At 71.3% G+C, this 14007-nt stretch carries 11 protein-coding genes and 4 tRNA genes; 6 read left to right on the top strand and 9 right to left on the bottom strand.

Annotated features, from left to right (window positions below; all coding sequences use genetic code 11):
* Positions 1-130: 130 nt before the first annotated feature.
* The 4 genes from BSL84_RS18780 to BSL84_RS18765 all read right to left on the bottom strand — a co-directional run bounded on the left by BSL84_RS18780 (position 131) and on the right by BSL84_RS18765 (position 4228).
* Positions 131-2395 carry a DEAD/DEAH box helicase gene (locus BSL84_RS18780; protein ID WP_075970784.1) on the bottom strand — a complete coding sequence of 755 codons (2265 nt, stop codon included), beginning with the start codon at positions 2393-2395 and terminating at the stop codon, positions 131-133.
* Between the two features lie 257 nt (positions 2396-2652).
* A complete protein-coding gene (locus BSL84_RS36570) occupies positions 2653-3222 on the bottom strand; it encodes a hypothetical protein (RefSeq protein ID WP_234363658.1) in 570 nt (189 codons plus the stop codon).
* A gap of 92 nt (positions 3223-3314) precedes the next feature.
* On the bottom strand, positions 3315-3689 hold the full coding sequence (locus tag BSL84_RS18770; protein ID WP_030034489.1) for a fluoride efflux transporter FluC: 375 nt from the start codon (positions 3687-3689) through the stop codon (positions 3315-3317).
* On the bottom strand, positions 3686-4228 hold the full coding sequence (locus BSL84_RS18765) for a FluC/FEX family fluoride channel (RefSeq protein ID WP_075970783.1): 543 nt from the start codon (positions 4226-4228) through the stop codon (positions 3686-3688). The genes BSL84_RS18770 and BSL84_RS18765 overlap by 4 nt, the downstream gene beginning before the upstream one ends.
* Before the next feature lie 155 nt (positions 4229-4383).
* Between BSL84_RS18765 and BSL84_RS18760 the strand changes: the two genes are divergently transcribed.
* The 4 genes from BSL84_RS18760 (at position 4384) to BSL84_RS18745 (ending at position 5147) form a co-directional block, all read left to right on the top strand.
* Positions 4384-4740: a metallopeptidase family protein gene (locus BSL84_RS18760; protein WP_030031434.1), complete on the top strand. Its 357-nt coding sequence runs from the start codon at positions 4384-4386 to the stop codon at positions 4738-4740.
* Positions 4741-4862: 122 nt separating this feature from the next.
* Positions 4863-4935: transfer RNA gene (locus BSL84_RS18755), tRNA-Glu, on the top strand.
* A gap of 39 nt (positions 4936-4974) precedes the next feature.
* A tRNA-Asp gene (locus BSL84_RS18750) sits at positions 4975-5048 on the top strand.
* A 22-nt stretch (positions 5049-5070) separates the two neighbouring features.
* Positions 5071-5147, top strand: a tRNA-Phe gene (locus tag BSL84_RS18745).
* Between the two features lie 36 nt (positions 5148-5183).
* Here BSL84_RS18745 and BSL84_RS18740 read toward each other — a convergent pair.
* From BSL84_RS18740 to BSL84_RS18730, 3 genes are all read right to left on the bottom strand, one after another.
* Positions 5184-6020: a cytochrome c biogenesis CcdA family protein gene (locus BSL84_RS18740; RefSeq protein WP_030031433.1), complete on the bottom strand. Its 837-nt coding sequence runs from the start codon at positions 6018-6020 to the stop codon at positions 5184-5186.
* Positions 6017-6763 (bottom strand): DsbA family protein, encoded by a 747-nt coding sequence (locus BSL84_RS18735; RefSeq protein WP_075970782.1) that lies wholly within the window; start codon positions 6761-6763, stop codon positions 6017-6019. The genes BSL84_RS18740 and BSL84_RS18735 overlap by 4 nt, the downstream gene beginning before the upstream one ends.
* 140 nt (positions 6764-6903) lie before the next feature.
* Positions 6904-7365, bottom strand: a complete 462-nt coding sequence (locus BSL84_RS18730) for a hypothetical protein (protein ID WP_075970781.1) — start codon at positions 7363-7365, stop codon at positions 6904-6906.
* A gap of 111 nt (positions 7366-7476) precedes the next feature.
* Here BSL84_RS18730 and hrpA point away from each other — a divergent pair, with 111 nt between their 5' ends.
* Together hrpA and BSL84_RS18720 are read left to right on the top strand one after the other, a co-directional pair.
* A complete protein-coding gene (gene hrpA / locus BSL84_RS18725) occupies positions 7477-11400 on the top strand; it encodes an ATP-dependent RNA helicase HrpA (RefSeq protein WP_075970780.1) in 3924 nt (1307 codons plus the stop codon).
* 71 nt (positions 11401-11471) lie between these two features.
* Positions 11472-11545: transfer RNA gene (locus BSL84_RS18720), tRNA-Asp, on the top strand.
* 643 nt (positions 11546-12188) lie between these two features.
* Here the strand turns inward: BSL84_RS18720 and bldC are convergent.
* Entirely contained in the window at positions 12189-12395 is a 207-nt protein-coding gene (bldC, locus tag BSL84_RS18715) for a developmental transcriptional regulator BldC (protein WP_003949541.1), read from the bottom strand.
* A 568-nt stretch (positions 12396-12963) separates the two neighbouring features.
* Positions 12964-13818, bottom strand: a complete 855-nt coding sequence (locus BSL84_RS18710; protein WP_234363481.1) for a hypothetical protein — start codon at positions 13816-13818, stop codon at positions 12964-12966.
* Between the last annotated feature and the right edge of the window lie 189 nt (positions 13819-14007).

Raw genomic sequence — 14007 nt, 5'->3', positions numbered from 1 at the left:
CGCCGGGGGCGGTCGCGGGGTTCGCGCCTGCCGTGTCCCCCCACCGCAAAGTCCGGATGGTAGCAACACACGACAGGGCCCCCACGACCGCGGTCGTGGGGGCCCTGTCAGGCAGTCAGCTCAGCCGGTGTCAGCCGTTGCGCTTCCAGCGCGGCTTGTCGTCACGGCGGAAGCCGCCGGAGGGGCGGTCGTCACGGCGGAAGCCGCCACGGTCGCCACCGCGGTCACCACGGTCGTCACGGTTGAAGCCACCGGACGGGCGGTCGTCACGACGGAAGCCGCCGGAGGGACGGTCGTCGCGGCGGAAGCCACCACGGTCGCCACCGCGGTCACCACGGTCGTCACGGTTGAAGCCACCGGACGGGCGGTCGTCACGACGGAAACCACCGGAGGGACGGTCGTCACGACGGAAGCCACCCGACGGACGGTCGTCACGACGGAAACCGCCGGAGGGACGGTCGTCGCGGCGGAAGCCACCACGGTCGCCACCGCGGTCACCACGGTCGTCACGGTTGAAGCCACCGGACGGGCGGTCGTCACGACGGAAACCACCGGAGGGACGGTCGTCACGACGGAAGCCACCCGACGGACGGTCGTCACGACGGAAGCCACCGGAGGGACGGTCGTCACGACGGAAGCCACCACGGTCCCCACCGCGGTCACCGCGGTCACCACGGTCGTCACGGCGGAAGCCGCCACGGTCACCGCGGTCGCCGCCGCGGTTGTCACGGCGCTCGAAGTTGCCGCGGTCGTCGCGCTGGGCGCGGTTCTCCTCGCGGCGCTCCTGGGCGGCGATCTCGGCGGCAGCGGCAGCGGCGGCAGCCGCGACCTCGGCCTCGGCGGCCTCGGCCACCTCGGCGACAGCGGCCTCCGGGTCCTCGCCCCGCTCACGCGCGGAACGGGCGACCAGGCGGTCGGCCTCCTCGCGCAGCTCGCCGGCCCGGCGGGTCAGGCGCTCCAGCTGCTTGGTGAGCTCGGCGACCTCGCGCTCGGCCTGCTTGGCGGCGTTGTTCGCGGAGTCGGCCTGGACCTCGGTCAGCGAGCGGGCACCGGTGATCTCGGCGACCTCCGGCTCGAAGGCGCCGGCGCCCTGGACGATGTGGCGCGAGGCGTCGACGCCCGCGTCCTCCATCAGGCGGAAGATCTGGCGGCGCTGGTGCGGGAGCGCGAGGGAGACGACGACACCGGACTTGCCGGCGCGGGCGGTGCGGCCCGAGCGGTGCAGGTAGTCCTTGTGGTCGCCGGCCGGGTCCACGTTCAGGACCAGGTCGATGCCGTCGACGTGGATGCCGCGGGCGGCGACGTCGGTGGCGACGAGCGCGTTGACGTAGCCGTCCTTGAAGTCGGCGAGGACGCGGGTACGGGCGCCCTGCGTCATGCCGCCGTGCAGGGCGTCGGCCTTGACGCCGGCCTCGACGAGCTGTTCGGCGATGCGGTCGGCGCCCAGCTGGGTGCGGACGAAGATGATGGTGCGGCCCTTGCGGGCGGCGATGGCGGCCGTGACCGGCGCCTTGTCCTTGGGCTTCACGACGAGGACGTGGTGCGTCATGGTCGTGACGTTGCCCTGGGCGCTGTCGACCTCGTGCGTGACCGGGCTCGACAGGTAGCGCTTGACCAGGGTGCCGATCTCGTTCTCCATGGTGGCGGAGAAGAGCATGCGCTGGCCGCCCTCGGGGATCTGGTCGAGCAGCTCGGTGACCTCGGGCAGGAAGCCCAGGTCGGCCATCTGGTCGGCCTCGTCGAGGACCGCGACCTGGACGTTCTCCAGGGAGCAGGCACCGCGGTTGATGATGTCGCGCAGTCGGCCCGGGGTGGCGACGAGGATGTCGACACCGCGCTCCAGAGCGTAGATCTGGTTGCTCATGGAGGTACCGCCGCAGACGACCTTCATCTTCAGGCCGAGGACGTCGCCGTACGGCTGGAGGGCGTCCGCGACCTGCATGGCGAGCTCACGCGTCGGCGTCAGGATGATCGCGCGGGGCTTCTTCTTCTCGGTGTGGCCGCCGGCCAGCGTGGCCAGGGTCGGCAGACCGAAGGAGAGGGTCTTGCCGGAGCCGGTGCGGCCGCGGCCGAGGATGTCCTTGCCGGCCAGGGCGTCCGGGATGGTCGCGGCCTGGATCGGGAAGGGGGTGGTGACACCGTTCTGGGCGAGCTTGCGCACGATGCCCTCGGGCAGGCCCAGGTCACCGAAGGTGATCGTCGGCTCGGCGTCGGCGTCGAAGTCGCCGGTGGAGTCCTCGAAGGACCCTCCGCTCACGTCCGCCTCAAGAGCCTCGATGACGCCTTCCGCCTCCGCGGCCTCAATGGCCTCGGTGACCACAAGGGCCTCGGCGTCGATGATCTCGTTGGAGTCGTTCTCGGGCATGACGGAACGGTCAGAACTGGAAATGGACATGCGAAATGCGAAACCTTCCGGAGTCTCGGCACGCGCCCAAACTCCGTGAATCGCAAATCGACCGCCTCAATGCGGTCAGCCACGGCTAGGGAGAGTACGCGCCACACGGCGCTCTTCGGATTCGGCGCCGGGCAATGGGATCAAACGATCTATAACCATACGCACCCTCCCCGGGGTCTGGCAAGTCGCTTCGGCAGAAGCACCCCTGACCTGCACAAACTCCCCCAGGTCCAGCGCCGCGAACGCCGGACATCCCCCTAGGCCTGCGGCCCCGGCTGGGTGCTGGGCTCCGGCTGCGGGCTCGACGGACTCGGAGTGGGTTCCGTCACAGGCGGCGTCGGGAGCGGCGGCTCCGGGGTCGGACTCGGCGGCTGCTGACCGCCGCCCGGACCGCCCGCGCCGCCGGAACCGCCCGCACCGCCCGTGCCGCCGGCACCACCGGCGCCTCCGGAGCCGCCGGAACCTCCCGTCGACGGTTCCTGGTGCCCCTGCCCGCCGGCGCCGCCGCCCGGTCCCGCCGACGGCACGGGCTCGCCCGGCGCCCCGCTCGGAGCACCCGGGCCGGGGGACTCCCCGGTCGCGCCGGAGGCCTTGCCGTCGTCCTTGGATCTGCCGTCGTGGCTCCCCGTACCGTCCTTCGCGCCGTGCCCGTTGCCGTGGATCCCCGAGCCGCGCCCGGAGGCGGGGCCGGCTCCCGCCCCGGATCCGGAGCCCCGGTCGGCGGCGGCGGAGGGCCCGGGCTTCGCCGCGTCCTCGCCGACACTCATGCAGCCGGCCGTCGCCGCTACCGCGAGTGCGGTGACGGCCAGTCGGAGGGAAGCGGACAACTGGCGCACGGGGCACCTCCGGAGCCTGGGGACGAAGCCCGCAGGAGCGGGTCGATGTGCCCAACTCCCTTTGCCCCGTGTGGGACACGCCCTCAGGCGAACAGTTGTTGCGCCACCTGCGAGCCCAGGTGCACGGCCCCCAGCCCCACCAGCACCGACATCGCGACGTTCGCCGCCGCCAGGAAGCCCCACCCCCGCTCGGCCAGCCGCAGCGTCTCGTAGGAGAAGGTCGAGTACGTGCTCAGCGCCCCGCACAGCCCGGGCCCCAGCAGCAGCACCACCCGCGAGGAGGCGGCCCCGGCCAGCGCCGCACCGGCCAGCACCCCGAGCACCAGGCAGGCGACGGCGTTCACGACGAAGGTCCCCCACGGGAAGACGGAGTCGTGCCGCTGCTGCACCGCACGGTCCGCCAGGTAGCGCAGCGGCGCACCGACGCAGGCGCCCACCACCACGAGCAGCCAGTTCACCGGACCGCCCGGCCCGTTCCCCGGCCCGCCCCCCGGCCCCGTACGGCGAGCCTGGCCGCCGAGGCCGCCGCCCACACCGCGCCCAGCGCCACCGCCACGGTGAGCCCCGCGTAGGCCAGTGCGGACCGCGCCTCCCCCGCGTCGAGGAGCCGCGAGAAGTCCAGGGCGTACGTGGAGAAGGTGGTGAAGCCGCCGAGCACGCCGACCCCCGCGAAGGGCCGCAGCAGGGGATGCGGCGCCGTCCGCCCGCCCTCGCTGATCAGCACCATCAGTACGCCGATCAGCGCGCACCCGGAGGCGTTGACCCACAGGGTCGCCCACGGGAACGCCCCGGGCTCCGCCGGCCAGAGCAGGGAGATCCCGTACCGGGCCGAGGCCCCGACCGCGCCGCCCGCGGCCACCGCCGCGAGCACCCTGCCCTGCGGCTCGGTCCGCTGCGCGGGCACGTGCAGGTCGACGTCCGGGTCGATCGCCTCCGCGCCCGGAGCGGGCCGGGAACCCTTCCGGCTCACCCGCACCGCCGCGCGTGCAGTCGCCATCCACCGGGAGTCACGGTGGCAGTCGCCGTTGTCACCACGTCCACGCTCTTCGTCCGCTCGAACCGTTCCGGCTGCGCTCAGGGCGATTCTCCACCCGCGACACCCGGCGCGGGCCCGCAGGACTCGAAGTGAAGTCGCTCACGGACAATGGCCGTGTGCTGGAGATGACGCGAGAAGCCTTCGAAGAGCTGGTGGCCGACGCCCTGGACACGATCCCGCCCGAGCTGACGCGGATCATGGACAACGTGGCGGTCTTCGTGGAGGACGAGCCCCCCGCGGAGGCGGGCGACCCGGATCTCCTGGGTCTCTACGAGGGCACGCCCCTCACGGAGCGGGGGGAGTGGTACGCCGGGGTGCTGCCGGACCGCATCTCCATCTACATGGGGCCCACGCTGCGCTACTGCGAGACTCCGGCGGACGTGGTCGACGAGGTCGCCGTGACCGTGGTCCACGAGATCGCCCACCACTTCGGCATCGACGACGACCGCCTGCACGAACTGGGCTGGGGCTGATCGGCGCCGCCCCCGGCACCCGGTCGGCTCCGACCCGGGGGAAACCGTTTTGGCGATACCTCCCCGGATCCCATATGCTTCTCACGTCCCCGACGCGCTGAGAAGTGCCCGGTGGGTCTTTAGCCCTCATCGTCTAGTGGCCCAGGACGCCGCCCTTTCAAGGCGGTAGCACGGGTTCGAATCCCGTTGGGGGTACGCATTACCGTGTGCAAGACTTGCTCTCGCACACTGCAAGGTCCTGTGGAGCAGTTGGTTAGCTCGCCACCCTGTCAAGGTGGAGGTCGCGGGTTCAAGTCCCGTCAGGATCGCTGAAACCGGAAACGGTTTCGTGGCTGGGTAGCTCAGTTGGTACGAGCGATCGCCTGAAAAGCGATAGGTCGCCGGTTCGACCCCGGCCCCAGCCACCATCGGAAGGCCCCGTCCATCGGACGGGGCCTTCCGCGTTACTCGGCCTCACCCGCGGGGCGGGAGCGGCGGCGCCACTGCACGACGCCGAAGACCACCGCCCCCACGGCGACCAGGGCGAGCAGCGCCCCGTCCGGAACCGCCCCGGCCAGCGTCCGGACCCGCTGCTCCACCGCGAAGGAGTCGTCGACGTCCAGCAGCCCCGGCAGTGCGCTGGCCCCGTCGTAGACGAGGAACAGCACGCCCAGGGTGACGAAGAACAGCCCGGACAGCAGCGAGGTGGTGTGCAGCTCGAACCGGCCCGCGCGGAAGGCCCGGCCGCGGAGCCAGCGCCGCCGGCCCAGCTCGAACCGCTCCCACAGCAGGGCCAGCACGAAGAGCGGCACGGCCATCCCCAGCGCGTACACGGCGAGCAGCAGGCCGCCGTAGACCGGGCTGCCGCTGACGGCCGCCACGGTCAGGACGCTGCCGAGGATCGGGCCGGCGCAGAAGCCGGCCAGCCCGTAGACCGCGCCGAGCGCGTAGACGGACAGGGCGGTGGTCGGCCGGATCCTGCCCGACAGCTCCGAGATCCGCCGCGAGGCGAAGCCCAGGCCCAGGATCTGCGCCGCGCCGAGCGCGATGATCAGCCAGCCGCCGGCCAGCACGAGCTGGTCGCGGTTGCCGTGGAAGAACCGCCCGGCGTACGAGCCGGCCGCCCCCAGCGGTACGAGGGTGCTCGCGAGGCCCGCGTAGAAGATGCCGGTGCGGGCCAGCAGGCGTGAGGCGGAGTCGATCGAGTACGCGAAGAAGGCCGGCAGGAGCAGGGCGCTGCAGGGGCTGAGCAGCGCGAGGAGGCCTCCCAGCAGGGCGGCCAGGTAGCCGATGTCGGTCACGGCTTCGCCGCCGCGGCCGCCTGCTCGATGGCGGCGGTGAAGGCGCCGAGCGGCTGGGCTCCGGCGATCGGCTTGCCGTTGACCAGGAAGGACGGGGTGGAGGTGACACCGATGCGGTAGCCCTCCTCCTGGTCCTTCTTCAGGGCCGCGGCGGCCTCCGCGCCGGCCGAGTCGGCCTTGAAGCGCTCCAGGTCGGGGACACCGGCCTCACGGGCCAGCTCCAGGAGCCGCGGTTCGGCGAAGCCCTTCTCCTTGGAGCCGTCGGCGTACGCGGCCGAGTGGAAGGCGGCGAACCGGTCCTGCTGCCCCGCGGCCCAGGCGGCCCGGGCGGCGGCCTCCGACTCCGCGCCGAAGATGGGGAAGTTGCGCCACTCGATGCGCAGGGTGCCGTTCTCGACGTACTTCCTCACCAGCTCGGGCTCGGTGTCCCGGGCGAACTTGCCGCAGTACCCGCACTTGAAGTCGGAGTACTCGATGAGCACGACGGGTGCGTCCGCGCGGCCGACGGCGAGCTTGTCGCCGGCCTCGCGGCGGGCCAGGGCCCTGAGCGCGGCGGAGGTGTCGCTCCGGGGCGCGGCGGCGGGCGCGGAGCCGGTGGAGCCCCGGTCCTGGTCGGCGGGGGCGGTGGCCTGCCAGGAGACCAGGCCCAGGGTGACGGCGGCGAGGGCGACCCCCGCGGAGATCAGGAGGGGCTTGGCCGATGACTTGGATGCGGCCTTGGTACGGGTCTTGGGAGAGGACATGCGGGTGCTCCAGCGAGACGGGTGGTGAGTCGGACCGGGGAGGTGGACCGGTTGCTCTTAGGGTCTGTGTCGAGTTGCCCCGTGGAGCAAGGAGCGGCGTGCCGGGCGTCGCGACGCCGCGGGGCAACTCGATACAGGCCCTAGACCCGCATCACGGACAGCTCCACCGGGCCGGGCGCCGGGCGGTCGGGGCCGCGTACGGGCGCCCGTACGGGCAGGCCCGCGTGCGGCCGGGCGACCGGCGGCACCGGGCGGCCCGGCGGGACCTGGGCGTGGTCGCCCCCGGCCCGGGCCGGGACGGCGGGCGTCCCGCCGTGGTCGGGGGCCGCGGGCGCGCAGGAGGGCCCTCCGCCGCGCGCGAGGGGGCCGACGCGGGGCGCGTCGGGCGAGCCGGGCACGGCCCGGGGCGCTTCGGACCGGCCGGGCACGGCGCCGGGCGCGTCGGGCTCGGCGCGGAGCGGGGCCCGGCCGGTGGTGCCGGCCGGCGCGGCATCGGGCAGGACCGTTCCGGCAGCGGCGGGGGCCGTCCCGCCCAGCAGTACCGCCAGGACCGCCACCAGCACCGCGAGCACGGCGCGGCCGAAGGGGCGGGGGCGGGACAAGGTGGGCTGCCTCTCACTCGTGCGGCCGAGGGACTCGTCCCGAAATGGTACGGGTCCACCCGACAAATGCGTTCGCCACCCGGAGGGTCCAGGTGCGATCCTCGATCAGGTATGTCTACTTCCTTCGCCGCCCTGCAGACGCTTCTCGGTGAGATCTCCCTCCGTGACGCGCACCGCCTCGGCCGCCGCCTCGAAGGCGCCCGCCGTATCCGCAAGCCCGAGGCCAAGCAGGCCGTGCTCGACGAGATCGCCGCGGAGGCCGCGAAGGCCGCCGAGCGACTGGCCGGCCGCGCCTCGCGGATGCCGGAGGTCACGTATCCCGAGAACCTGCCCGTCAGCCAGAAGAAGGACGAGATCGCCGAGGCGATACGCGACCACCAGGTCGTGATCGTCGCGGGCGAGACCGGCTCCGGCAAGACCACGCAGATCCCCAAGATCTGCATGGAGCTCGGCCGCGGCGTCCGGGGCATGATCGGGCACACCCAGCCCCGGCGGATCGCCGCCCGCACGGTCGCGGAGCGCATCGCCGAGGAGCTGAAGTCCGAGATCGGGCAGACCGTCGGCTGGAAGGTCCGGTTCACCGACCAGGTGGACCAGGACGCCACCTTCGTGAAGCTGATGACGGACGGCATCCTGCTCGCCGAGATCCAGACGGACCGCGAGCTGCGCGCCTACGACACGATCATCATCGACGAGGCGCACGAGCGGTCCCTGAACATCGACTTCCTGCTCGGCTACCTGGCGACGCTGCTGCCCAAGCGGCCCGACCTCAAGGTCGTCATCACCTCCGCGACCATCGACCCCGAGCGCTTCTCCCGCCACTTCGGCGACGCCCCGATCGTCGAGGTCAGCGGGCGGACGTACCCGGTGGAGGTCCGCTACCGGCCGCTTCTGGAGGAGGATTCCGAGGACTCCGACCGCGACCAGATCACCGCGATCTGCGACGCCGTGGACGAGCTCCAGGCCGAGGGCCCCGGCGACATCCTGGTCTTCCTCTCCGGCGAGCGCGAGATCCGCGACACCGCGGACGCGCTCATCAAAAAAAAGCTCCGCTTCACAGAGGTCCTCCCCCTCTACGCCCGCCTCTCGCACGCAGAGCAGCACCGGGTGTTCCAGCAGCACACCGGCCGCCGGATCGTGCTCGCGACGAACGTCGCCGAGACCTCGCTCACCGTCCCCGGCATCAAGTACGTGATCGATCCGGGCACGGCCCGGATCTCCCGCTACAGCCACCGCACCAAGGTGCAGCGCCTGCCGATCGAGCGGATCTCCCAGGCCAGCGCCAACCAGCGCAAGGGCCGCTGCGGCCGTACCAGCGACGGCATCTGCATCCGGCTGTACTCCGAGGACGACTTCGACGCCCGTCCCGAGTTCACCGACGCCGAGATCCTGCGCACGAACCTGGCCTCCGTCATCCTGCAGATGACCGCCGCCGGCCTCGGCGAGATCGAGAAGTTCCCCTTCATCGACCCGCCGGACCACCGCAACATCCGCGACGGCGTACAGCTCCTCCAGGAGCTCGGGGCGCTGGACCCGGCGGAGAAGGACCCGAAGAAGCGCCTGACGCAGATGGGCCGCAAGCTGTCCCAGCTGCCCGTCGACCCGCGGCTGGCCCGCATGGTCATCGAGGCCGACAAGAACAACTGCGTCCGCGAGGTCATGGTCATCGCGGCGGCCCTGTCCATCCAGGACCCGCGCGAGCGGCCCTCGGACAAGCAGACCCAGGCCGACCAGCACCATGCCCGGTTCAAGGACGAGACCAGCGACTTCCTGTCGTTCCTGAACATGTGGCGCTACGTCCGCGAGCAGCAGAAGGAGCGGGGCTCCTCCTCCTTCCGCCGGATGTGCAAGCAGGAGTACCTGAACTTCCTGCGGATCCGCGAGTGGCAGGACATCTACTCCCAGCTGCGCACCGTCGCCAAGAGCATGGGCATCCACGTCAACGAGGCCGACGCCCCCGAGCAGGTCGTCCACGTCTCCCTGCTGGCCGGTCTGCTCTCGCACATCGGCCTCAAGGACACCGACAAGAACGAGTACCTGGGGGCCCGCAGCGCCAAGTTCGCGATCTTCCCGGGCTCGTCGCTGTTCAAGAAGCAGCCGAAGTTCGTGATGTCGGCCGAGCTGGTGGAGACCTCGCGGCTGTGGGCCCGAGTGAACGCCAAGGTGGAGCCCGAGTGGGTGGAGCCGCTGGCGCAGCACCTGGTCAAGCGCACCTACAGTGAGCCGCACTGGGAGAAGGACCAGGCGGCCGTGATGGCGTACGAGAAGGTCACGCTGTACGGCGTGCCGATCGTCGCCCAGCGGAAGATCAACTACGGCCGGATCGACCCCGAGGTCTCGCGCGAGCTGTTCATCCGCAACGCGCTGGTCGAGGGCGACTGGCGCACTCACCACAAGTTCTACGCCGACAACCGCAAGCTCCTCACCGAGGTGGAGGAGCTGGAGAACCGGGCCCGGCGCCGCGACATCGTCGTGGACGACGAGACCCTCTTCGACTTCTACGACCAGAAGATCCCCGAGCACGTGGTGTCCGGGGCGCACTTCGACTCCTGGTGGAAGCACAAGAAGCGCGACGAGCCCGAACTGCTCGACTTCGAGCGGGAGATGCTGCTGACGGAGAAGGCGGCCGGGGTCACCAAGGCGGACTACCCGGACTCCTGGCGGCAGGGACAGCTGAAGTTCCGGGTGACCTACCAGTTCGAACCGGGCGCGGACGCGGACGGCGTGACCGTCCACATCCCGCTGCAGGTGCTGAACCAGGTCACCGACGAGGGCTTCGACTGGCAGATCCCGGGCCTGCGCGAGGAGGTCGTCACCGAGCTGATCCGCTCGCTGCCCAAGCCGATCCGCCGGCACTACGTGCCCGCGCCGAACTACGCGGGCCGCTTCCTGGACACGGCCGTGCCGCTGCAGGAGCCGCTGCCGGTCACCCTGGCGCGCGAGCTCCAGCGGATGGTCGGGGTGCCGGTGTCGGCCGAGGACTTCGACCTGACCCGGATCCCCGACCATCTGAAGATCACCTTCCGGATCGTTGACGAGCGGCGCCGCAAGATCGCCGAGGACAAGGACCTGGAGGCCCTGCGGCTCAGGCTGAAGCCGAAGGCCCGCCAGGCCCTCTCCAAGGCCGCGGCCGCCACCGCCGAGCGGGCGGGCGGGGAGTCGCTGGAGCGCACCGGGCTGACCGACTGGACCATCGGCTCGCTGGCCAGGGTCTTCGAGACCCGGCGGGCCGGCCAGCCGGTCAAGGCGTACCCGGCGCTGGTGGACGAGGGCGCGACCGTCTCGGTACGGCTCTTCGACACCGAGGCGGAGCAGCAGCAGGCGATGTGGCTCGGCACCCGCCGGCTCATCCTGCTGAACATCCCGGTGAACCCGGCGAAGTTCGCCTCGGACCACCTCACCAACCAGCAGAAGCTCGCCCTCTCCAGGAACCCGCACGGTTCGATCCAGGCGCTGTTCGACGACTGTGCGACGGCGGCGGCCGACAAGCTCATCGCCGACCACGGCGGCCCGGCGTGGGACGAGGCGGGCTTCCGCAAGCTCTACGAGGCGGTCCGCGCGGACCTGGTGGACGCGACCGTCCGCGCGGTGAACCAGGTGCAGCAGGTGCTGGCCGCCTGGCAGGCCTGTGAGCGGCGGCTGAAGGCCACCTCCAGCCTCGCCCTGGTCGCGAACATCCAGGACGTCAGGACGCAGCTGGCGGCGCTGGTTCCGGCCGGCTTCGTGACGCTCACCGGGCTGCGCAGGCTGCCGGACCTGATGCGCTACCTGGTGGCGGCGGACCGGCGGCTCCAGCAGATGCCCACGGGCGTCCAGCGCGACACGACGCGCATGGAGAAGGTCCACGAGATGCAGGACGAGTACGCCTGGCTGCTGGAGCAGCTGCCGAAGGGGCGGCCCGTTCCCGCCGCCGTCACCGACATCCGCTGGATGATCGAGGAGCTGCGCGTCAGCTACTTCGCGCACGCGCTCGGCACGGCGTACCCGATCTCCGACAAGCGGATCGTGAAGGCGGTGGACGCGGCGGCCCCCTGATCGGTTCGACCGCACCCCCTGAGCTGCTGTACAGTCTGATTCGCAGCCGCCGCAGAGCGGCCGCGAATCAAGGTCCTGTGGAGCAGTTGGTTAGCTCGCCACCCTGTCAAGGTGGAGGTCGCGGGTTCAAGTCCCGTCAGGATCGCAACGACATCAGGGCCCGTATCCCCCAGCGGATACGGGCCCTGACGCGTTGACGGGCGTGCCCGCCCGGCCCGGGTTGGGGCTGCCACCGCCCGGCTGCCGGCCGCCCGCCGCCCCAACTGCCCGAACGCCCGGACGCCGCCCCTGTGGCCCGCGCACCGGCGGTCGTTCCCCTCCGCGCCTTCCTCGCCGCCACTCCGGTGACCGGGCCGCCGTGCGGGCTCCGGCGGCGTTTGAGTGGACCTCTTGGGCGCCCTCTGCCGCGCCCTGGCGAGAATCCCCCGTTCGCATGACGCCCACCGCGAGCCACTTCCCCATTACGGGGTGCATTGCCGGATATACAAGAGTGATCATCTGTGACGGGTGTCACCGCATGAGTTTTTCGGAGTCACACTTTTATCGCATCCATACGCGGGCTCGATTTAATATGTGCAATGGTACCTACCTTGATGAGGCCCTCGCCGGCTTCCGGCACTCCCCCTGACCTGGGCATAAAAAAGATCGCGCTGGACCCGGCGGAGTCCAGCGCGATCGAACGACCCGAGAACCTGTTGGGGCAGGCCGGGCCGTTTGAAGCCATGTGGGTTCTCGTCGGATTGGGGGACCCGACACAGACCCGTTTAAAGCGGGGTGTTTACGCGACCTCAGGCCTCGCTGCGCTGCTGCGGAATTCCCGCCAGCAGTGCGCGGACCTCGGCCTCGCGGTACCGGCGGTGCCCACCCAGGGTGCGGATGGACGTGAGCTTGCCAGCCTTGGCCCAACGGGTGACCGTCTTCGGGTCCACGCGGAACATCGTGGCAACCTCAGCCGGGGTCAGCAGCGGCTCGGCATCAGGGGTGCGAGCGGTCATGAGCGGCCTCCTCGGGAGAACCGAACCATCTCGGTTCTTTCCTCTAAATTCTGCACCTTGGCCCGCGTTGCCCGAAATGGACATACGCGGGCCGAGTCGGTTATAGGACGAACGGCTTGTCCTCGGCACTACAACTACACCATCCGTCCAGCCTCGACGGCCAAACCGACGGAATTGCCCTCCGAGGTGTTCATCAGCGGCGGAAGCCCGATGGACCGTCCCATAACGGACAGTCACCCCACTGTGACGATCAGTCACAGAGCGATCAGGAGTCCTCAGACCCCCCGTAGAGTGCAATGCCGAGCATTCCGCCCTTAGTTGGGCGGAAGGAACCCTCCCCGGACTCCTTGTCCTATTTTGGCACGAGGGTAGGGGAAGGGCGCAAGGGTGTGGTTAGTGCGGTCCGTCACCCTTGGGCCAATGGCCCGTATCGGGACGTAGGTCCTGGCACTACGTCCCGAATGCCATGATCAGGCCTCTGATCAGCCAGTTTTGCCCGAACGACCGATACGCCACGGTACGTACGGACTCACAAATGGTGAAACCAGCCACACCGGTGACTTTCGGCCTAATTCGCGAAAAGCCGCTCCCGGACCGCCCTCCAACGCTCCGCCAGCCCCGAGTACGCGCCCGCCGCGCCCTCGGCGTCCCCCGCCCGCAGGGCCGCGATGCCCGCCGCCAGATCCCCCGCCGAGCGGTCGGCCGCCAGCCGGTCCGGGGGCAGGGCGTGCACCAGCCCGCCGTAGTCCAGCTCGACCATCGACCGCGGATGGAACTCCTCCAGCCAGCTCCCCACCTCCACCAGCCCCTCGGCGAGCATCCCGTACCCCTCGGCGTCGCGCAGCGTCCGCAGGGCCCGGGCGAGCCGCCGGCGCGCCTGCACCATCTGCGTCCGGTAGCGCAGCAGCTCCCCCGGCACGTACTCCCGCTCCTCGTCCGCCACCAGTACGAACCAGCGCAGCGGGATCTGCCACACCCCCGTACGGATCCACGGGCGCGCGTCCGGGTTCCGCTCGCGCCAGCGCTCGTACTCCTCGGCCGCCCGCCGACGGGCCGGCGGCGGGAGCGCGGCGTCCAGCACCGGGCGCGGGAACTGGTCGACCAGCTCCTCCAGGGCCAGCCACCCGCGCAGCCGGGTGCGCCACGGACAGACCAGCAGCACCCCGTCGACCCGCGCGGTGAACGCGTCGGCGCTCTCCTGCGCCGGCACCCCCACCAGGGGGACCCGCACCAGGTCCGCCAGCGACCGGCGCAGCTCGTCCTGGGCCGTCGGCGCCGCCCCGCGCCGGGCGTACTGCGCCCAGTGCATGCGCTCCGGCTCCGCGAAGGCGGCCAGGGGTTCGTAGACGCGCAGGTAGGAGGCGTACGGGACGGCCGGCGCGGAGCGGGCGGACGGCAGCAGGGGATCCGGGGATTCGGTCACCCTCTCGTACTCCCCCCTTCAGGCGTCCCCTTCACCTCCGGGCCGACCGCCACCCGCCCGGGCCCCGCCGTACTCCAGGAGTGTTTCGATCCCCGGACAGATCACCCCCGTCCGGCCTACAGGTCTTACGCTGCTCCCAGCACGCCCTCCCCCACCCGCAGGGGGGCGTCTTCCCGCCGCATCTCTTCC

This window comes from Streptomyces sp. TN58 (assembly GCF_001941845.1).
GTDB lineage: Bacteria > Actinomycetota > Actinomycetes > Streptomycetales > Streptomycetaceae > Streptomyces.
Note: the sequence above shows the minus strand (reverse complement) of the source record. Positions and strands in the feature narration are given on the sequence as shown.